The 18,459-nt window shown below is 72.1% G+C and carries 16 protein-coding genes and 2 pseudogenes; 11 read left to right on the plus strand and 7 right to left on the minus strand.

Features of this window, described 5'->3' with window-relative positions; genetic code table 11:
* Together QM611_RS08095 and QM611_RS08100 are read right to left on the minus strand one after the other, a co-directional pair.
* Nucleotides 1-276, minus strand: a pseudogene (locus QM611_RS08095) (hypothetical protein); the annotation flags it as partial.
* A gap of 196 nt (nucleotides 277-472) precedes the next feature.
* The gene (locus tag QM611_RS08100; protein WP_415079403.1) at nucleotides 473-1,504 is read right to left on the minus strand and encodes an agmatine deiminase family protein; all 1,032 of its coding nucleotides are present in this window, start codon (nucleotides 1,502-1,504) and stop codon (nucleotides 473-475) included.
* A gap of 121 nt (nucleotides 1,505-1,625) precedes the next feature.
* Between QM611_RS08100 and QM611_RS08105 the strand changes: the two genes are divergently transcribed.
* The 5 genes from QM611_RS08105 to QM611_RS08125 are packed head-to-tail and all read left to right on the plus strand — an operon-like array spanning nucleotide 1,626 to nucleotide 7,071.
* Nucleotides 1,626-2,984: a pyridoxal phosphate-dependent decarboxylase family protein gene (locus QM611_RS08105; protein WP_415079417.1), complete on the plus strand. Its 1,359-nt coding sequence runs from the start codon at nucleotides 1,626-1,628 to the stop codon at nucleotides 2,982-2,984.
* An 18-nt stretch (nucleotides 2,985-3,002) separates the two neighbouring features.
* Nucleotides 3,003-4,103, plus strand: a complete 1,101-nt coding sequence (gene menC, locus QM611_RS08110) for an o-succinylbenzoate synthase (protein ID WP_415079404.1) — start codon at nucleotides 3,003-3,005, stop codon at nucleotides 4,101-4,103.
* Nucleotides 4,104-4,143: 40 nt separating this feature from the next.
* Complete coding sequence (locus QM611_RS08115; protein ID WP_415079405.1) at nucleotides 4,144-5,367, plus strand: FAD-dependent oxidoreductase; 1,224 nt, start codon at nucleotides 4,144-4,146, stop codon at nucleotides 5,365-5,367.
* 16 nt (nucleotides 5,368-5,383) lie between these two features.
* Entirely contained in the window at nucleotides 5,384-6,583 is a 1,200-nt protein-coding gene (locus QM611_RS08120; protein WP_415079406.1) for a cation:proton antiporter, read from the plus strand.
* Complete coding sequence (locus QM611_RS08125) at nucleotides 6,580-7,071, plus strand: glutaminase (protein WP_415079407.1); 492 nt, start codon at nucleotides 6,580-6,582, stop codon at nucleotides 7,069-7,071. The genes QM611_RS08120 and QM611_RS08125 overlap by 4 nt, the downstream gene beginning before the upstream one ends.
* Before the next feature lie 18 nt (nucleotides 7,072-7,089).
* Here the strand turns inward: QM611_RS08125 and QM611_RS08130 are convergent, their stop codons facing one another.
* Complete coding sequence (locus tag QM611_RS08130; protein WP_415079408.1) at nucleotides 7,090-7,827, minus strand: glutamine amidotransferase-related protein; 738 nt, start codon at nucleotides 7,825-7,827, stop codon at nucleotides 7,090-7,092.
* A 73-nt stretch (nucleotides 7,828-7,900) separates the two neighbouring features.
* On the opposite strand from QM611_RS08130, the gene QM611_RS08135 reads away from it, so the two are divergent.
* From QM611_RS08135 to QM611_RS08150, 4 genes are read left to right on the plus strand one after another with little or no spacing between them, the layout of a single operon-like run.
* Nucleotides 7,901-8,563 (plus strand): RNA polymerase sigma factor, encoded by a 663-nt coding sequence (locus tag QM611_RS08135; protein WP_415079409.1) that lies wholly within the window; start codon nucleotides 7,901-7,903, stop codon nucleotides 8,561-8,563.
* Nucleotides 8,560-9,036 carry a hypothetical protein gene (locus QM611_RS08140; protein ID WP_415079410.1) on the plus strand — a complete coding sequence of 159 codons (477 nt, stop codon included), beginning with the start codon at nucleotides 8,560-8,562 and terminating at the stop codon, nucleotides 9,034-9,036. Before QM611_RS08135 ends, QM611_RS08140 begins: the two co-directional genes overlap by 4 nt.
* 12 nt (nucleotides 9,037-9,048) lie before the next feature.
* Nucleotides 9,049-10,680, plus strand: a complete 1,632-nt coding sequence (locus QM611_RS08145) for a S8 family peptidase (protein WP_415079411.1) — start codon at nucleotides 9,049-9,051, stop codon at nucleotides 10,678-10,680.
* Nucleotides 10,681-10,724: 44 nt separating this feature from the next.
* Entirely contained in the window at nucleotides 10,725-13,232 is a 2,508-nt protein-coding gene (locus QM611_RS08150; protein ID WP_415079412.1) for a CHAT domain-containing protein, read from the plus strand.
* A gap of 300 nt (nucleotides 13,233-13,532) precedes the next feature.
* On the opposite strand, the gene QM611_RS08155 is transcribed toward QM611_RS08150, so the two are convergent.
* On the minus strand, nucleotides 13,533-14,165 hold the full coding sequence (locus tag QM611_RS08155) for a LysR substrate-binding domain-containing protein (protein ID WP_415079413.1): 633 nt from the start codon (nucleotides 14,163-14,165) through the stop codon (nucleotides 13,533-13,535).
* Nucleotides 14,166-14,187: 22 nt separating this feature from the next.
* Here QM611_RS08155 and QM611_RS08160 point away from each other — a divergent pair, with 22 nt between their 5' ends.
* Nucleotides 14,188-14,571 carry a DUF1304 domain-containing protein gene (locus QM611_RS08160; protein ID WP_415079414.1) on the plus strand — a complete coding sequence of 128 codons (384 nt, stop codon included), beginning with the start codon at nucleotides 14,188-14,190 and terminating at the stop codon, nucleotides 14,569-14,571.
* A 365-nt stretch (nucleotides 14,572-14,936) separates the two neighbouring features.
* Here QM611_RS08160 and QM611_RS08165 read toward each other — a convergent pair whose 3' ends face one another.
* The 3 genes from QM611_RS08165 to QM611_RS08175 all read right to left on the minus strand — a co-directional run bounded on the left by QM611_RS08165 (nucleotide 14,937) and on the right by QM611_RS08175 (nucleotide 17,631).
* Nucleotides 14,937-15,344 (minus strand): transferase, encoded by a 408-nt coding sequence (locus QM611_RS08165; protein WP_415079415.1) that lies wholly within the window; start codon nucleotides 15,342-15,344, stop codon nucleotides 14,937-14,939.
* A gap of 147 nt (nucleotides 15,345-15,491) precedes the next feature.
* Nucleotides 15,492-15,983, minus strand: a complete 492-nt coding sequence (locus tag QM611_RS08170) for a helix-turn-helix domain-containing protein (RefSeq protein WP_415079418.1) — start codon at nucleotides 15,981-15,983, stop codon at nucleotides 15,492-15,494.
* Nucleotides 15,889-17,631 (minus strand): hypothetical protein, encoded by a 1,743-nt coding sequence (locus tag QM611_RS08175; RefSeq protein WP_415079416.1) that lies wholly within the window; start codon nucleotides 17,629-17,631, stop codon nucleotides 15,889-15,891. The genes QM611_RS08170 and QM611_RS08175 overlap by 95 nt, the downstream gene beginning before the upstream one ends.
* A gap of 162 nt (nucleotides 17,632-17,793) precedes the next feature.
* On the opposite strand from QM611_RS08175, the pseudogene QM611_RS08180 reads away from it, so the two are divergent.
* Nucleotides 17,794-18,459, plus strand: a pseudogene (locus tag QM611_RS08180) (hypothetical protein); the annotation flags it as partial.

The raw sequence follows: 18,459 nt of genomic DNA on the forward strand, positions 1-18,459 counted from the left end.
CCCGCGCGCCCGGCCGGCCGCGCGGCGGGCGTCGGACGCCGCCGCCTCGGCGAGCGCGTCGGGGTTGTGCACGACGACGGCGTTCAGCGCGGTCCCGTTGTTGAGCTCGGTCCCGTTGTTGAGCGCGTTCTCGGCCCCTGAGCTTGTCGAAGGGCCCGGCGTGTCATACGCCGCGATGCGCGCGAGGTACGCCTCGACAAGCCCGACCGCGGTGGCCGCGCCGGACTCGAGGGCAGCGCGCAGATCGGCGATGGATGCCTCGACGACGTCGATCATGCGAGGTCACCGGCCCTCGACACGCTCAGGGCCCGTCGCTCACGCTGAGTTGCCGCGATCGACAGGGCCACACCGCGATTCGCGGCAACTGAAGCAACGTCGCTCCGTTCGAGTTGCCGCGATCCGCGCGTTCGAGACGCGATTCGCGGCAACTCGACGCCCGGTGACACGACGGGAGGCGACGCGACCGGGTCCATCACGGCACCCGGGGCTGCTGCTGAGTGATGCAGTGGATGCCGCCGCCGCGCGCGAAGATCGGGCGGGCGTCGACGGTCACGACCTCGCGCCCCGGGTACGCGGAGGAGAGGATGTCGCGCGCCCGCGCGTCGGCGCGCTCCTCGCCGAACCCGCACGCGATCACGCCGCCGTTGACGACGTAGTGGTTGACGTAGCTCCAGTCGACGAAGCCGTGCTCGTCGCGCAGCGTCTCGGGCGCGGGCAGCTCGACCACCTCGAGTGTGCGGCCCGCGGCATCCCTCGCCTGCTCCAACTGGGCGCGCACGCCGCGCATCACCGCGTGGTCGGGGTGGTCGGAGTCGGGCTGGGCGTGCAGCAGCACGCGGCCGGGGGAGGGGAGGGTCGCGACGATGTCGATGTGCCCGCTCGTGCCGAAGTCGTCGTAGTCGCGCGTGAGCCCGCGCGGCACCCAGATCGCCGTCGTCGTGCCGATCGTGCGGGCCAGCTCTGTCTCGACGCGGCCCTTGTCGGCGTACGGGTTGCGGCGCGGGTCGAGCTGCACGGTCTCGGTGAGCAGCACCGTTCCCTCGCCGTCGACGTTGATGCCGCCGCCCTCGTTGACGAGCAGCGACGTGATGCGCTCGGCCCCGGTCTGCTCGGCGATGAAGCGGGCGATGTCGGCCGACTGCCGCCACTCCGACCACTCCGGCGCGCCCCAGCCGTTGAAGATCCAGTCGACCGCGCCCAGCGCGCCCGGGCGCTCGTCGTCGACGACGAACGTGGGGCCGAAGTCGCGCATCCAGAACTCGTCGAGCGGCGCCTCGACGACGTCGATCCGCGCGTCGAGCATGCGGCGCGCCCGGTCGGTCTCGGTCGGGTCGACCACCATCGTCAGCGGCTCGAAGCCCACCACGGCGTTGGCGACCGCGGCCCACGTCGCGTACCCGTCCTCGCGCTGCGCGGCGGTGTCGCCGAGGGTCAGCCCCTCACGGGGGAAGGCCATCCAGGTGCGCTCGTGCTCGTTCGTCTCCGCCGGCATCCGCCAAGCCATCGGGCCTCCTCGTCGGGGTCGCTTTGTGCCACGCTATCGCGTGCGCGAGAGCGGCGCGTGTGTGCCATCGTGAACAGTGAGGAACGGAGAACCTGTGACCGACCCCATCCAGCCCGACGCCATGCACGCGATCTCGGACGAGACGCGCGCGACCGTGGACGAAGTGCTCGCCTACGCGCGACAGCGCGCGCTCTACTCGGACGTGCCGTTGGACAAGCCGGCGACCCTCGACGACCTGGCGGCGCGAGCCGCCGGCTCCATCACGGCGGAGGGGATCGGGGCAGAGCGCGCCACGGCCCTGTTCGCGGACGTGCTCGCCCCCGCGTGCCTGTCGGTCGACCATCCCGCGTACGTGTCGTTCATCCCGTGCGCGCCGACGAAGGCGGCGATCGCGTTCGACCTCGCCGTGTCGGCGTCGGTGCTCTACGGCGGGTCGTGGCTCGAGGGCGCGGGCGCGGTGTTCGCCGAGAACGAGGTGCTGCACTGGCTCGCGGGCGAGTTCGGCCTGCCCGAGGGCGCGGGAGGCGTGTTCGTGCAGGGCGGCACGATCGGCAACCTCTCGGCGCTCGTCGCCGCACGCGACGCGGCCCGCCGCCGCAACCGCGAGGCCGGCCGCGCCGACCCGCCGCGGTGGGCGATCGCGTGCAGCGCGGAGGCCCACTCGTCGATCGCGTCGGCGGCGGCCGTGATGGATGTCGACACGGTCCCCGTGCCGACCGGCGCCGACGGGCGGCTGCACGGCGACGCGATGGCCGCCGCCCTCGACGCGCACGGCGACGCCGTGTTCGCCGTGGTCGCCACCGGCGGCACGACCAACTTCGGCATCGTCGACGACATCGCCTCGGTCGCCGCCGCGGCGAAGGAGCGCGGCCTGTGGCTGCACATCGACGGGGCGTACGGCCTCGCCGCGATGCTCGTGGAGGAGGCTCGACCGGCGTTCGCCGGCGTCGAGCTCGCCGACTCGGTCATCGTCGACCCGCACAAGTGGCTGTTCGCGCCCTTCGACGCGTGCGCGCTCATCTATCGCGACCCCGCGCAGGGGCTCGCCGCCCACACGCAGCACGCCGAGTACCTCGACACGCTCACCGACCGCGACGAGTGGAACCCGTCGGACTACGCGATCCAGCTCACCCGCCGCCCGCGCGGGCTGCCGCTGTGGTTCTCGCTCGCCACGCACGGCGCCGACCAGTATCGCGCGGCGGTGGCGCACGGCATCCATCTCGCCCGCGAGATCGCCGACGAGATCGAGCGCCGCGACGGCCTGTCGCTCGTGCGCGACCCGCAGCTGTCGGTCGTCGTGTTCCGCCGCGAGGGCTGGACCCGCGCCGACTACCAGGCGTGGTCGGAGCGCCTCCTCGACGAGCAGCGGGCCTTCGTCGTGCCGAGCTCGCACGCCGGCGAGCCCGTGCTGCGCTTCGCGATCGTCAGCCCGCTCACGACGTTCGAGGTGCTCACCGGCATCCTCGACACGCTCGCCTGATTGTCCGAGGATCAAGGCATGAGGATCGAGGGCTTCGAGCTGCGGCGGGTCGGGATGCCGCTGGTCTCGCCGTTTCGCACGTCGTTCGGCACCGAGACCGAGCGCGACATCCTGCTCGTGCGGGCCGTGACCGACACCGCGGACGGGTGGGGCGAGTGCGTCGCCGGCGCCGACCCGCTCTACTCGTCGGAGTACGTCGACGGCAGCGCCGACGTCATGCGGCGCTTCCTCATCCCGGCGCTGGAGCGCGTGGGCACCGCCGCCGAGGTCGGCGAGGCGCTGAAGCCGTTCAAGGGGCACCGCATGGCCAAAGGCGCGCTGGAGATGGCGGTGCTGGATGCCGAGCTGCGCGCCGCGGGAAGGTCGCTGGCGAGCGAGCTCGGCTCGACCCGCGACACCGTGCCGTGCGGAGTGTCGGTCGGCATCATGGACTCGGTGCCCGAACTGCTCGACGCCGTCGGCCGCTACCTCGCCGAGGGGTACGTGCGCATCAAGCTGAAGATCGAGCCGGGGTGGGACGTGGATGTCGTCCGCGCCGTGCGCGAGGCGTTCGGCGACGACATCCTGCTGCAGGTCGACGCCAACACCGCGTACACGGTCGCCGACGCCGACCACCTCGCCCGCCTCGACGAGTTCGGGCTCCTGCTCATCGAGCAGCCGCTCGACGAGGAGGACGTGCTCGGGCACGCCGACCTGGCCAAGGTCGTGCGCACGCCCATCTGCCTCGACGAGTCGATCACGTCGGCCGACGCGGCGGTCGCCGCCATTCGCCTCGCCGCCACGAGCGTCATCAACATCAAGCCCGGTCGCGTCGGCGGCTACTTGGAGGCGCGGCGCGTGCACGACGTGGCCGTCGCCGCCGGCGTGCCGGTGTGGTGCGGCGGCATGGTCGAATCGGGAATCGGGCGCGCCGCGAACATCGCGCTCGCGTCGCTGCCCGGCTTCACCCTCCCCGGCGACGTCTCGGCGAGCGCCCGGTTCTACGAGACCGACATCACCGAGCCGTTCGTCATGCGCGACGGGCACCTGGACGTGCCCGCCGGGCCGGGCATCGGTGTCGCGCCGATCCCCGACATCCTCGACGAGCTCACCACATCGCGCGAGTGGATTTCGGTCTGACGGGCTTCGTCAGCGCGGCGGGGCAGGCTACTCTGCCGGCATGGGCCAACAGCTGCGCGCCGAGGTGTGCGTGGTCGGTGGCGGGCCCGCCGGAATCGTGCTCGGGCTCCTGCTCGCGCGCGCGGGCATCGAGGTCGTCGTGCTGGAGAAGCACGACGACTTCCTCCGCGACTTCCGCGGCGACACCGTGCACCCGTCGACGCTCAACCTCATCGACGCGCTCGGGCTGCGCGAGCGCTTCGATGCCGTCCCGCACACGCCGCTGCCCACGCTCGACGCCGTCGTCAACGGCGTGCGCCTGCGCGCGGTCGACTTCACGACGCTGCCGCCGCCGAACCGGTTCGTCACGCTCATGCCGCAGTGGGACCTCCTCGACCTCCTCGCGAGCGAGGGCGCGCGGCATCCGTCCTTCCACCTGGTCATGGGCGCGGAAGCGACGGACGTCACGCGCGGCGAGGGGCGAGTGCGCGGCGTGCGCGCCCGCACCGCGGAGGGCGAGCTCGTGGTCGAGGCGAAGGCGGTCGTCGCCGCCGACGGGCGCGCGTCGGCCATGCGCCCGGCGCTGGGCCTCGAGCCGTGGGTGTACGGCGTTCCCGCCGACGTGCTGTGGTTCCGCCTGCCGGAACCTCAGACGCCCATGCCGGCAACCCTCGGGTGGGCGACGGCAGACGCGATCATCGTCACCATCCCGCGGCCGGGCTACCTGCAGTGCGGGATGATCATTCCGAAGGGGGCGGTGGACGCCACGCATGCCGCCGGCCTCGACGCGTTCCGGGCGCGCGTCTCAGCGACCGTGCCGCCGCTGCGCGAGTCGGCCGCCGCGCTCGTCTCGTGGGACGACATCAAGCACCTGTCGGTGCGTATCGAGCGGCTGTGGCGCTGGTGGATTCCCGGTGCCTTGTGCATCGGCGACGCGGCGCACGCGATGTCGCCTGTTTTCGGCGTCGGCATCAACTACGCGGTGCAGGATGCCGTGGCGACAGCGAATGCGCTGATCCCCGCATTCCACGCCGGTGGCGCCCCGGAAGCGATCGACCGCGCGTTCACCGCCGTGCAGCGTCGCCGCGCGCTGCCCACCGCCCTCATGCAGGCCATGCAGCGAGGCGTCCATCGCGTCATCGCGACCGGTCGCGGCCTGCGGCTGCTGCACAATCCGCCCACGCGCGGCGAGCGGGCGCTGCTGCGCCTCGTTCTCCCGCTGGCGCGGCGGGTCATGTCCCGGCTGGTGGGCTACGGGTTCCGGCCCGAGCGGCTGCGCCGGTGACGCTAGCCTGAAACGCGTGGCAGACCTCAGCATCGTGATGCTCCCGTTGCTCGCGGTGCTCGCGCCGCTCGCCGCGCGCGGCCTGTCGCGCTGGGCGCGCGTGCCGATCGTCGTGTTCGAGCTCGTGCTCGGCATTCTCGTCGGGCCAGACGTGCTCGGCTGGGTCGCGCCCGGGCCCACGATCGACGTGTTCGCGCAACTCGGCCTGGCGATGCTGTTCTTCATGGCCGGCAACGAGATCGACTTCAGCGGTATGAAGGGCCGGCCGCTCACGCAGTCGGTGGCGGGATGGCTGCTCAGCCTCGCGCTCGGCGTCGCGGCCGGGCTCGCGATCGCGCCCGGCGAGGCGGCGATGATCGTGGGCGTCGCGCTGTGCTCGACCGCGCTCGGCACTCTGCTGCCGATCCTGCGCGACGCGAACGAGCTGGGCACGCCGTTCGGCCGGGCGGTCTCCGCGGTTGGCGCGGTTGGCGAGTTCGGCCCCCTCATCGCGATCTCGATCTTCCTCAGTGCGCGCAAGCCGGGGCCGTCGGCGCTGGTGCTGATGGCGTTCGTGCTGATCGCCGCGCTCGCGATGGTGATCGCGGCACGCCGATCGCACGGCCGGCTGCACGAGCTGGTGCGCGCGTCGCTGCACACATCGGGCCAGTTCGCCATCCGCATCGTCATCCTCATCATGGGAGCGCTCGTGGCGCTCAGCCTGGTGCTCGAGCTCGACATGCTGCTCGGGGCGTTCGCGGCCGGGATCATCTGGCAGATCATCATGCGCAACGCGCCGCACCGCGATCGCGAGCAGGTCGAGAGCAAGATCGAGGCCATCGCGTTCGGGTTCCTGGTGCCGGTGTTCTTCATCCACACCGGGGTCGCCTTCGACGTGCGCGCGATGGTGTCCGACCCGCGCGTGCTCATGCTGCTGCCGGTGTTCCTCGTGCTGCTGCTGGTGATCCGCGGCATCCCGGCGACGCTGTCGGTGCCGCAGGGCTCGTCGGCGAAAGACCGCGTCGCCTTCGGCCTGCTCGGCGCCACCGGGCTCCCCGTGATCGTCGCGGTGACCGCAATCGGCGTCAGCGAGCACCTCATCGGCAGCGGTGTGGCCGCCGCGCTCGTCGGGGCGGGCATGCTGTCGGTGCTGCTGTTCCCGCTCGTCGCGATGGCGGTGCGCGGCGAGCGGAGCGCGGGGCCCGCCGACGGCGACCTCGTCGCGGAGGAGGCGTGACCGGTGCTCGCGAGCTGCTCGACGCCGTGCGCGCCGAGCTGGCGGCGGCGGCCGTGCCGCAAGAGGCGCTCGGCAGGCACGCCGCGCCTGGGCGGCTGCTGCGCCGGGCGCCGCGCATCGAGCGGGCAGGCTCGGCGTGGCGGCTCGGCGTGCTGCTGCTGACCTCCGACGGCGACGTGCTCGGCGTGGGCGAGGTCGTGCGCGCGGTCGAGGACGCGCGCCGTGGGTACGCCGCCGTGTCGGCTCGCGCGCGCGCCGAAGAGGGGGCCGCGGCCGTCCGCGGCGGGTTCCAGCCGGGCGAGACGGTGCACGTGGGCTGGACGGCACTCGACCTCGACGCGGTCGAGCGCGGCGAGGCATCCGGCCCCCTTCTCGTCGCGGACGGCGTGCCGATGGTGCGCTGGAGCCGCACCGGAGCGCCCGCGCCGCTCGACGCGTACGTGCGCGAGCGCGTGGACCTGCTGAAGCATCCCCCCGAGCCGGCGTGACGGGCGGGACGCTGCGGCTCAAGAGGGCGCGAGGGCGCGGCGGGCGAACTCGCGCAGGGCGCGGTTCGGCTCGGTGACGGATGCCGCCAGCACCCGCGCCGAGATCGACTCGTAGTCGCGGGCGTCGAAGTACCCGTCGTCGCGGTAGACCGCCATCCGCTCGGTGAACGCGCGGGCCGTCGGCTCGGGGTGGAACTGCGTCGCGTAGAGCCGGTCGCCGACCCGCAGCGCCTGCACCGGGCACGCCGCGTTGGTGGCGAGCAGCGTCGCGCCCGGCGGAGTCTCGCCGGCGCCCTCTTTGTGCGCCGTGAGCGCCGTGAATCGGCGCGCGAGCCCGCCGAAGACCGCGTCGCGCTCGCCGTTGGCAGTGAGCTCGATCGCGGTCGGCCCGGTGTCTTCGGGGTGCGCGCGGCTGACGGTGCCCCCCAGCATCCGGACCACAACGCCGATGCCGAAGCACGTGAACAGCGCCGCCGACTCGCCCGCGGCCGCGCGCGCCGCGATGCGCTCGAGGTCGGGCTCCAGCGCGCGCTGGGCGTCGGTCTTGGTCGACTCGGGGTCGGTCAGGTTGAACGGGCTGCCGCCGACGAGGAAGCCGTCCCACCGGTCGAACGCGTCGTCGGGAAGCCGCTCGCGCACGAGATCGATGCGGTCGAGCTCGTCGGGAGCCAGCCGCGCGCTGGTGCGGAACGACTCGTACTCCGCCGCGGCGGCGCCCGATTGCGGACGCACGCACACGTAGAGCAAGCGGGCCATGGACGAGATTCTAACGAGGATGTATCACGCATCCTCTTTCGCGCTCCTTGTCTATGTGGACACAATGGGCGCTATGACCGACACCGATCGGTCGGAACCCCTCGACGGCGATCTCGCCACCGGCGACCCGGCGGACGACGCGTCTGCGGAGGAGGCCGAGCCGAGCCGCTGGGAGCACGCTGCCGATCTGTTCGGACGCTGGCGTGGCGGTGAGGCGCGCGCGATGGACGAACTCGTGCGGCTCATGTCGCCGGTGCTGTGGCACGTCGTGCGCGCTTACGGGCTCGACCACGCGCTCGCGCAGGACGTTGTGCAGACCACGTGGCTGACCCTCGTGCGCCGCCACGAGTCGATCAACGAGCCGCTGGCCGTGTCGGGTTGGCTCACGACGTGCGCGCGGCGCGAGGCGTGGCGAGTCGGCAAGCTGCAGCGCCGCGCCGATCCCACCGAGACCGAGTACCTCGAGCCGCACCTGCCGACGCACGACTCGGCCGAGGACGTGGCCGTGCTCGACGACGAGTCGTCGCAGTTGTGGGATGCCGTCGGCTCGCTCGACGAGCGGTGCCAGCGACTGCTGCGGGTCGTCGCGTTCGAGGAGCGCCCCGACTACGCGCGGCTGGCGCAGGACCTGTCGATGCCGATCGGCAGCATTGGGCCAACCAGGCAGCGATGCCTGGCCAAGCTGCGGGCCCTGCTCGAGGGCTCGCAGGGATGGACATCCGGGGGGATGGGATGAACGAGCACGACATGGACCCGGCGGCGGATGCCGCCCTTTTCGCACGACTACGCACGGTGTGGGAGGCCGTCGACCCCGTGCCGGCCGACCTCGTCGACCGCATGGTCGCCGCGGTCGCGGTCGAGGATCTGACCCGCGAGTACGCGCTGCTCACGCTCGTGGAGAGCGCGGAGCTGGCCGCCGTGCGCGGCGAGCACGACACGCTCACGCTGCAGTTCAGCGACGGCAAGACATCCGTCTTGCTGCACGTGAGCGAGACGGACGACGGCAGCCATCGGATCGACGGCTGGGTGGATGCCGAGGCGCTCGCCGTGCGGCTGTCGCAGGGCGACCGCGAGTGGTCGGCCGACGCGGGGGAGGGCGGGCGGTTCGCCTTCGAGGACGTGCCGACCGGGATGGCGCAGCTGCGCCTGGCCGTGCGCGACGACGCCGGTGGCGTCCGCGAGTTCATGACCCCCCATTTCGAAGTGTGACGAGGAGAGAAAATGGCAGAGCCGCCCGCTGAGGAGTCCCGTTCCGAGCCGAAGCGCGTGCCCGCGTGGCGCGCGCGGTTTGACGCCGCCCGAGAGCGCGGGGCCCCTTTGGACCCGCAGAGCGAACCGGTCGAGGATGTTTCCGCCTACCCGACCGCGTACGCACTCGACCACCTGCTGGTGACTGCCGAGGGCACTGCGCTGGGCGAGTTGCGGGACGAGCTCGAAGCGGCCGCCGGCGAATTCGGGTGGGGCGTTCGGCTGCAGAACCTTGACGGAACGGACCTCGAACTGGATGAAGCGATCGCCCGCGCTGCCCGTTGGCGCGAACGGCTCGATCTGCCCACCATCCATCGCATCGGCATCGTGCGAGAGCCGAGGGAGGACCGCGACGATCAGCCGGTGCCGCCGATCGACGCATGGCGGCTGTTGCAGCGGGCGCGGGCGCGGAAGGGCGTCGGACGCAGCAAGGAACTCAAGGGCGTGAGCCTTGACCACGTGATGTCGATCGATCCTTTCGGTGGCAAGCGGACCAACCCATTTGGCGGTAAGCGGACCAATCCGTTCGGCGGCAAGCGCACCAATGGCACGGACAGCTATGCGTACGCGGGTAGCGGCGGGCGGCAGGTTGTGGACTACGTCGGAGCGGAGCCGACGCCGCAGCGCCAACCCATCGAAGGGAGAGGCCGACGACCCGTCGTGGCGGTGCTGGACACCGGATGCGGCAAACACGACTGGCTCGACAAGGTCGTGACGACGTATCCGACGTTCGAGGAGCGTGTCATCGGGTTGTCCAAGAAGGAGACCGACCCGGAGGCGACGGGCGATGTCGCCGGTCCGTACGACGGGGAGATCGACGACGCCGCCGGACACGGCACGTTCATCGCTGGGATCGTTCGTCAGAAGTGCCCGGATGCCGAGATCGTTTCCGTGCGCGTCGCCGACAGCCAGGGCACCGTGCTGGAGGGCGAGTTCATGTACGCCGCTCGCGTGCTCGTTCAGTGGATGGCGACCCCGATCGCCGAGGGCGGTCGCCCGATCGACGTCATCAACCTCTCGCTGGGCTACTATCACGAGACTCCGGAGGACGAGCTGTTCGATCTGTCTCTGCACGAGATCCTCGTGGCCGCGCGCAGGCACGGCTGCGCTGTCGTGTGCTCGGCGGGCAACGACGCGACTGATCGACCGGCGTTCCCCGCTGCCCTGTGGGCGTGGCCGGATGCGGACTTCACCGTGACGGATCCTGCGGATGCCGCACCGCACCTCTCGGTCGGCGCCCTGAACCCGAACGGGACGATGGCACTGTTCAGCAATCTCGGCGATTGGGTGGCCACGTTCGCCCCAGGGGCGTCTGTGGTGAGCAGCTTGCCGCCGTTCGAAGGCGGTGGCGAGCCCGACACCCGGAGCGACCGCGACGGGGTTCGTCGCGAGACCATCGATCCGGACGACTTCACAGGCGGATTCGCGATCTGGAGCGGGACCTCGTTCGCCGCTCCCTACGTGGCCGGCCTCCTCGCCGAGGCGATCGCTGATGGACTGGTGGATGGCACGATCAGCACGGATGCGGAGCGGGTCGCCGCTCTGCGCGCGGCTAAGCAGTCCATCATCAAGGAGCTGAAGAAGAGGGGGCCCGCGCCGGTCTAAGCTTCGCCTTGGCCGCCCATCGTCGGGGCGGCCAAGATGGAGTTGTGGTTCGGACGGCGAAGGAGCTTCACGCCGCGGCCGTCGACCTGGTGAACCAGGGCAAGCTGACGGCCGCGGCGCGCGCACTTGCCATGGCGGCGGACCGTGCTGACGACGATGACCTGCGCGCACGAATCGACGGGACGATTGCCCTTGCTTCGGCGGGCATGGGGTGGGTGTCCGACGCAGAGGAGCTTTGTGCGGAGGTGCTGTCGCGCCCTGCCCTCAGCGAAGAGACTCGCACGATCCTGATGGGCCAAATGGGGTCGATCGTCTCCTTCGCCGGGCGCCTCGACGAGGCCGACGCATGGCTGACCCAAGCGATCGACGCGATGGCCGAGTCGGTCGAGCGCGCAAATCTGCTGATGAACCGAGCGATGATCAGCATCCAACGCCGCAAGCTCACAGCCGCGCGGGATGACACTGCGCTTGCCGCCGCCACCTTCGCTGCGCAGGGGATGGTCGTCGATGAGGCCGAGGCGCGCCACGATCTCGGTTATATCGCCTTGTTGAACGGCGATATCGTGACGGCTCTGGGCGATATGGGCCGCGCGCGCGCTGGGTTTGTCGGAGTGTCCCCCGTGGTTACCGCGATCGGCGACGTGGACCGTGCCGAGGTGCTGCGCGACGCCGGGCTCACCGCGGAGGCCGAGCAGATCCTGGAAGCAAGCGCTGCGGTGTTCGGCAGGCAGCGCATGCCCCAGTCGCGCGCCGAGACCGAGGTCGCGCTCGCCCGCTCGCAACTGACGCACGCCCCGGCGGCAGCGGCGCGAACGGCGGCTGTGGCGGCGCGGCGGTTCCGCAAACTCGGCAACGAGACGTGGGCGGCGCGGGCCGACGCCGTGCGCGTCCGAGCGCAGTTGGCCACGGACGTCTACGACACTCGCGGAGGAAAGGCCCCCGTGGCCGCCCACGCGTTGGCTCCCGAGGAGATCGAGTCGGTGGCATCCTCTCTGCACAAGGCGGGCCTTCGGGCCGACGCCGTCTCGGTGCGGCTGGCGGGGCAGCTCCGGGCGGCCCGCGACGCGGCGCAGGGCAACCGCCAAGGAGACCAGCGGAGCACGGCGGTGCGGGTGCCGCCGAACGCCCCGATCGACGTGCGGCTGCTCGCGTCCGAGGTGCGCGTGGCGCGCGCTGCCGCGGCGAGGCGCGAGGCCGATGTGCGTCGCCACGCCGCAGCCGGCCTGGACGAGCTCGAGCAGTGGCAGCTCTCATTCGGCAGCCTCGACCTACAGGCGGCGATATCGATGCATGCCGTCCCGCTGCTGATGGGAGGTCTGAGCTCGGCGCTGCGGTCGGGCCGGCCCCACCTCGTGTTCGAGTGGTCGGAACGAGCCCGGCACACGGCGCAGCAAGTGGTGCCCCTTCGCCCTCCCCCCGACCAAGAGACCGCGGAGGCGCTGGCCGAGCTGCGCATGCTGCGCGCGGAAGGCGGCGACGGCGCGTGGCTCTCCTCGCCCCGCGCGGCCGAGCTGCACGAGTGGGTGCGCGAGCGCCAGTGGTCGTCGACGGGGGTCGCGAGCGTCGAGGAGCGGATGTCGCTGGCCCAGTTGCAGGGTGCGCTCGACGATGAGACCGCGCTGCTCTCGTACGTGTGGAGCGAGAGCGTGCTGGCGTGCCTGGTCGCGACATCCCGAGACGCGCAGGTCGTGCCGCTGCCCGGCTGGCCCGCCGCCCGCGCGATGCTCGGCGGGCTGCGCGCCGACCTGGACGTGTCGGCGTCGGTGCGCTCCGGCCCCATGGGAGCCGTCGTGCGGCGCTCGCTCGACGAGCGGTTGGCGGCCCTGTCTCAGCGGCTGCTCGACGCGCCGGTGGCAGTCGCCGACCGTCGCCGTCTCGTGATCACGACACCCGGGGTGCTCGCCGGCATCCCGTGGGCGATGCTGCCGGGAATGCGCGGACGTGTGTTCACGCTCGCGCCCTCGGCGACGCGGTGGGCGCGGCGCGGCTCGCTCGTCGACGACCGGTTGTCGGCCGGCATCGCGGTCGGGCCGCGCGTCGCCCGCGGCGACGAGGAGGCGGACGCCGCGGCCGCGGCCTGGATGCGGGCAGGGCGCGATGTCGCGCTCGTGCGCGGCGCGGCCGCCACCGTCGACGCGGTCGCCGAGCTCGCGTCGGAGGTGTCGGTGCTGCACGTCGCCGCGCACGGGCGCCATGCATCCGACAACCCGCTCTTCTCGGGTCTCGAGCTCGCCGACGGAGCGCTGTTCGGCTACGACATCGACCGCATTCCGCGCCCGCCCGAGACCGTCGTGCTGTCGGCGTGCGAGGTCGGGCGCTCGTCGGTGCGCTGGGGCGAGGAGGCCATCGGCATGACTCGCACGTGGCTGCACGCGGGCACGCGGTGCGTCATAGCGGCGCCCGTCATCGTCGCCGACGACGTCGCGTGCGAGCTGCTGGGCGCGGTGCACACGGGCCTCGCGGCCGGCGAGCCGCCCGCGGAGGCGCTCGCCGCGGCATCCCTCGCCACGGGGCTCGTCGCGCCGTTCGAGTGCCACGGCGCCGGATTCTGACACCGCTGTATCAGGCGGGCGGTCGTGCGCTCCAGATCAGTGGAGCGGTGCTGCAGTGGGGGAGTCCGGGGGGACGATCCCGCACTGGGGGCACGGCGAAGGCACATCGGGGGGTGTGCGCGACGTCGGAGCGCCGGTCCAACGGGGGATGTCGCAGAGACCCAGGTCGGCGACATCCCCCGTCTCGTGCTGCGCTCCTGGTCGGGGTCTGTCGGGTCAGCGCCAAGGTGGCGCGTTGGGCCGGGTCGGGGGTGGTGATGCGGCGCGGGGCGCCACTTTCGTGGGGGCGGGGTGGGCGGGTCAGCGCGAGCTGTTGGCGGTGCGGCCGCGCACGATGCCGACGAACGCCTCGACGTCGGGCGTCGTGCGGTCGGCGATCCAGGCGAGGGCGACGGATGACACGGGCCCGTCGCGCAACGGACGGTAGGCGGCATCCCGGCGATGGTGCGCGCGCGCGAGCGACATCGGCACCACGACCACGCCGACCCCCGACGCGGCCGTCGCGATCGCCTCGTCGGTCGTGGCGGGGGCGGCGAACGCGGGGGTGCGGGTGTCGGGGGGAGGCGGCATCCCGAGCACGTCGTCGACGGGCGTGATCACGACCTCGCCCGCGAGATCGGATGCCTCGAGCTCGTCGGCCGCGCCGAGGTGCGAGTCGGCGGCGAAGACCACGACCGGCAGCTCGTCGTAGAGCGGAATGACGTGCAGCCCCTCGCGGTCGATCGGCAGCCGCACGAGCGCGGCGTCGACCTCGTTCAGGGAGTCGCGCTGGGTCGCGGCGGAGATCGGCACGAGCTCGATCGGGTTCGTGCGGCGCTCGCGCCACGTGTCGATCCACTTGCCCGGCGTCGCGCCTGGAACCGCGCCCAGCCGGAACGGCGCGCTCGGCGCCGGGGCGGCGTCGCCGCGTGGACGGGCGCTCTTTCTGGGCACCCGTCCACGGTAGCGTGAGGGCATGGCCGGCATCCTCGCCACCGCGTTCGCGGCGCTCGCCGCGCTGCTGCACGTGTACATCTTCGTGATGGAGAGCGTGCAGTGGACCCAGCCGCGCATCTGGAAGCGCTTCGGCGTCGCGACCCAGGAGCAGGCCGAGACGACCAAGCCGATGGCGTACAACCAGGGCTTCTACAACCTGTTCCTGGCGATCGGCGCGATCATCGGGATCGCGCTGTTCTGGGCCGGAGCTGCGGTCGCCGGGCGCGCGCTCGTGTTGTTCAGTCTCGGATGCATGGTGGCCGCCGCGCTCGTGCTGCTCACGACGGGCGGCAAGTATGCGCGGGCCGCGGCGATCCAGGGCACGCTGCCGCTCGTCGGGTTCGTGCTGTTCGTCTTCGCATAAGCGGCTGGAGGCGCCCCCGCCCAGCCCGGCTTCCGCTCAGCAGTCGCTTCGCGCGGGTGTGCGCGGGGGTCACCCGCACATGGTGACTGCTGAGCGTCGAAGGCGTGGCTCAGCAGTCGCTTCGCGCGGGTGCGCGCGGGGGTCATCCGCACATGGTGACTGCTGAGGGTTCTGGGCGTCGGGGTTCGGCTCGGCAGTCGGTTGTCGCGGGTGTGCGCGAGGGGTCATCCGCACATGGTGACTGTTGAGCGTGGAAGGCTCGGCTCAGCAGTCGCTTCGCGCGGGTTCGGGCGTGGCGCGACCGCACTTAGTGACTGTTGAGCGATCGTCGTGCGGGGCGCCGAAGCGCGGAGCGCCCGTCGCGCTCAGGCGGCGAGGTGCAGGCCGCGGCGGTCGGTGGCGACCTCGGCGCCCGGCGGAATCCGCTCGTCGTCGCCGATGAGCGCCAGCGGGGCGACGTGCGCACCGTCGCCGACGACCGTCCGCACGCCGATCTGCGCGCACCGGCCGACAGAAGCGCCGACGCCGATGTGAGCGTGCGCGTTGACGTGCGCCTCCGCGCCGATCGAGGCATCCCGTTCGACCCAGGCTCCGCGGCCGATCACCGCGCCCTCCGCGACCTGCGCGCCCGGTTCGACGTAAGCCCCTGCCTCGACGACCGCGCGCGCGTGCACCTTGGCTCCGTGCGCGATGAGTCCACGACCATTGACGTGCTTGCGGTAGCGCAGCGTCTCGCCGTGGTCGTTCTCGATGTCGACGTAGTTCTTGCCCACGAGTCCCTCCGGTTACGGCTCATTCACAGTGCCGAGTACAGGTACAACGACGCGGTGCGCGTGTTCATTCCCGCGCGGCCGGCGACCGTGCACCGAGCCGTGCCCGGCTCCTTGATGAGCAGCGGCGCGATCGCAGACGTGTCGAAGTCAGCCCGCCTTGCGTCGACGCGCCGGGGCGGGGTTGAAGTGGTCGAGCGTGAGTCCGTGCAGGAAGAAGCCCGGTTCGGTGTCGAGCGCTTGTGAGATGCGGATGATCGTGTGGATGCTGGGCATCGCCCGGCCGCTTTCGTAACTGCGGATGTTGGACGAGTCGATGCCGGTGCGCACCGCGAGCTCGTCGTGAGTCATGGAGGACTTGATCCGCGCCTTCGACGATCTGCGCTGGCTGACGAAGGGCGGCGGCGGATCGATGCTGCCGTGAGACGGTGCACAACTCCGCCAGATCGTCGCCCGGTGCCGAGGGCTCGCCCGGATTTCAGCGACTGCCCGTGCGTCGGCACTGCGAGCAGGAGGAGTTATGCCGCGCCTGTCGGCGGCACCCCTTCTACTCCTCGTCTTCGTCGAGCCAGTCCGCCTCCTGCAGCGCTTCCCAACGCTCGGCGAGCGACTGCCGTTTGCGGCTGGTGAGCAGCGTCGGATCGCCGAGCGACGGGTCGTACGCCCAACCGGTCGTCGTCGCGACGCCGAGCGCGCGCAGCATCGGCTCGGCACGCTGGGACGGGCTGCCCTTCTGGCCGAGGTGGCGCATCAGCCCTTGCACGCTCACCTCGCGGAGCCCGTCGTTGACGTTCGCCGCGATCCAGACGAGCGCGGCCGCGGTCATCTCGACGCGCGAGTTGCGGCGGAAGATCGTCGGATCGGATGCCGCGACGCGCTCGATCACGCGAAGCACCGCGGTGCGCATCTCGGCGTCGAACAGGGCGTCGGCGGTGTCGGCGGCAAGAGCCGCCACCGCGGAAACGCGGTCGTGGATGTCGGGCGCCACGACATCCAGATCCAACGGTCGGGCGGGCAACGGCGACACGTCGAGCGACTCGATCGCGTCGACCCCGCCCACCTGGGCTGCGAGCAGCGCCTTGAAGAACGCGTACGGGTCGCCCGGGTCGAACTCGCGCATCAGCTCGCTGCGGAGGTTGCGCGGCACGCCGACCTGCCGCCGGTACTCGGGCTCGTACCGGTCGACGGCAGCGAGGGTCTCGAGGGTCAGAGACCCGGGAACATCCCTTACTCCGTGCGCGTAGACGATCACCTCGCGCATCACGTCGGGAACCCGGTCGAGGTACCGCGCGTCGGCGTGCACCTTGCGCGGGAACAGGTCGGCGAGCAGGATCTCGACGGTCACCGGGCTCCAGCGCAGCGGATCGCCGCCGAGGTAGTTCGCCGCGAACTCCAACAGGGTTTCGGCGATGTCGCGGTCGTCCGAGCCGGGGCGCGCGTCGAACCCCGACGGGTCGGCGTCGGCCGCGAGCTGCTCGATGAGCGGCGCGACATCCGGGTCCTCGGGGTCGGGATACCCGTGGCCCCCGCTCGGCATGCGGCGCAGCATCCATTCCACGAAGGGGCGCGCGTTCGGCCACGTGTCGCTCTCGAACGGCGGATGGACCATGCGGCCGTTGGCGATCGCCTGCTCGGCCCGGGCGCGCGCTTCGGCAAGACTCAGTTCCCCGCTCGTGACGCCAGTCTCGTCGCGGCTCAGCTCGTTCAGCCGGCCGACGACGAAGTCGAAGGCCTCGTCGAGCACGTAGCCGTCCTTGACGACGGTGCCCATGTTGTGGTCGATGTACAGCACGAGCGTGAGGATGCCTGCCGGCGCCGTGATCTCGATGACGACGTTCTCACCATCGCCGAGGACGTGCCCGAGGGCGAAGGCGCGACTGGCGCGGAATTGATCGAGCTGAGTGAGCCAGCGGGGGAGTGGATGCCGCCGCCCGGCCACTTCCATGGCCACGCGCCGGGCCAGCACGTCGTTTCCCGCGAACTCCTTGAGCACGAGCAGCAGCGCGTCGGTCGGCCGCTCGCCCGTGGAGCGGAGCATGGAGATCAGCTGCGGGAGCGTCGGCTGGTCTGACGCCGCTTTCTCCCACGGGGAGCGCTCCTCGAACGCCGCCGCCAGCGTGCTCGCGTAAGCAAGCAGCGGCAGCGGATCGTTCGGGTGCAGCCTGGCCAGCACCTCGCGGTGCAGCTCCGGCTCGTCGTCGCGGTGCGCGGGCACGCCGCGCTGGCCGATGCCGAAGGAGGCGCCGCCCTGCGTGCGGTGCGGCGGTCGGTTCTTGGGCCGTTTGCTCACACGGGGACGCTATCAACTGTGACGACCAGACGTGGTGGCAGTCTGGTCCCTGAGCTTGTCGAAGGGCAGGCATCCGGTGGCCGTTTTGATGGCTTGATCGAGTTATCCACAGGCACTCGGATATGTGTGCGGGATGTCGGTGGCCGCTGGCACAATCGAAGTATGAGGTTCCTCGAAGATATGCACGACGCCGTGGGGCGTCTGCAGGTGTTCGCGGAACTCGACGTGCCCGCCGCGGAGCTGCCGGCGTCGGCGTTGGGGCTGTCCGACTCGTCGGTGCGTGACGCGCTCGCGGAGGTGACCGGGATCGCCCGGCAGGCCGCCACGCTGCAGTCCGTGCTGGCCGGTGTGGCCGCCGCCCGCTCTGGCAGGGAGCGCGGGCACGGCGGCCTGGTTCAGGAGGCGGGGCACCGCAACGCGGTGGAGTTCGTCCGGGATGCCACGGGCGCCACGCGCGGCGAGGCCGTCCGTGCCGTCCGGGTCGGGCAGGCGCTGGTGGACGGACTGGGCGACGGGGCCGGCCGCCCCGGTGGCGGGGCGGACGAGCAGGAGGAGGATGCCGGGCGGGCCGGCGCGGAGCCGGTGCGGCCGCCGTGGCACGAGCCGTTGCGGGACGCGCTGCTGGCCGGGTCGATCACGACGGCGCAGCACCACGCGATCCGCACCGGGCTCGGAGAGCCCCCGGCGCAGCGCGGCGGTGGGGCAGGTGCTGCCGCGGATCGCGCCGCAGACGACGGGGACGGGAGCGGCGGGGGCGCCCGCTTGGCCGACGAGGTGGCCGCGGCGTGGCGGGCGGCGGCGGCGCAGCTGGCCCGGGAGGCCGCCGGG

The sequence above is a fragment of the Microbacterium sp. genome, from assembly GCF_047606685.1.
Classification (GTDB): Bacteria; Actinomycetota; Actinomycetes; order Actinomycetales; family Microbacteriaceae; genus Microbacterium.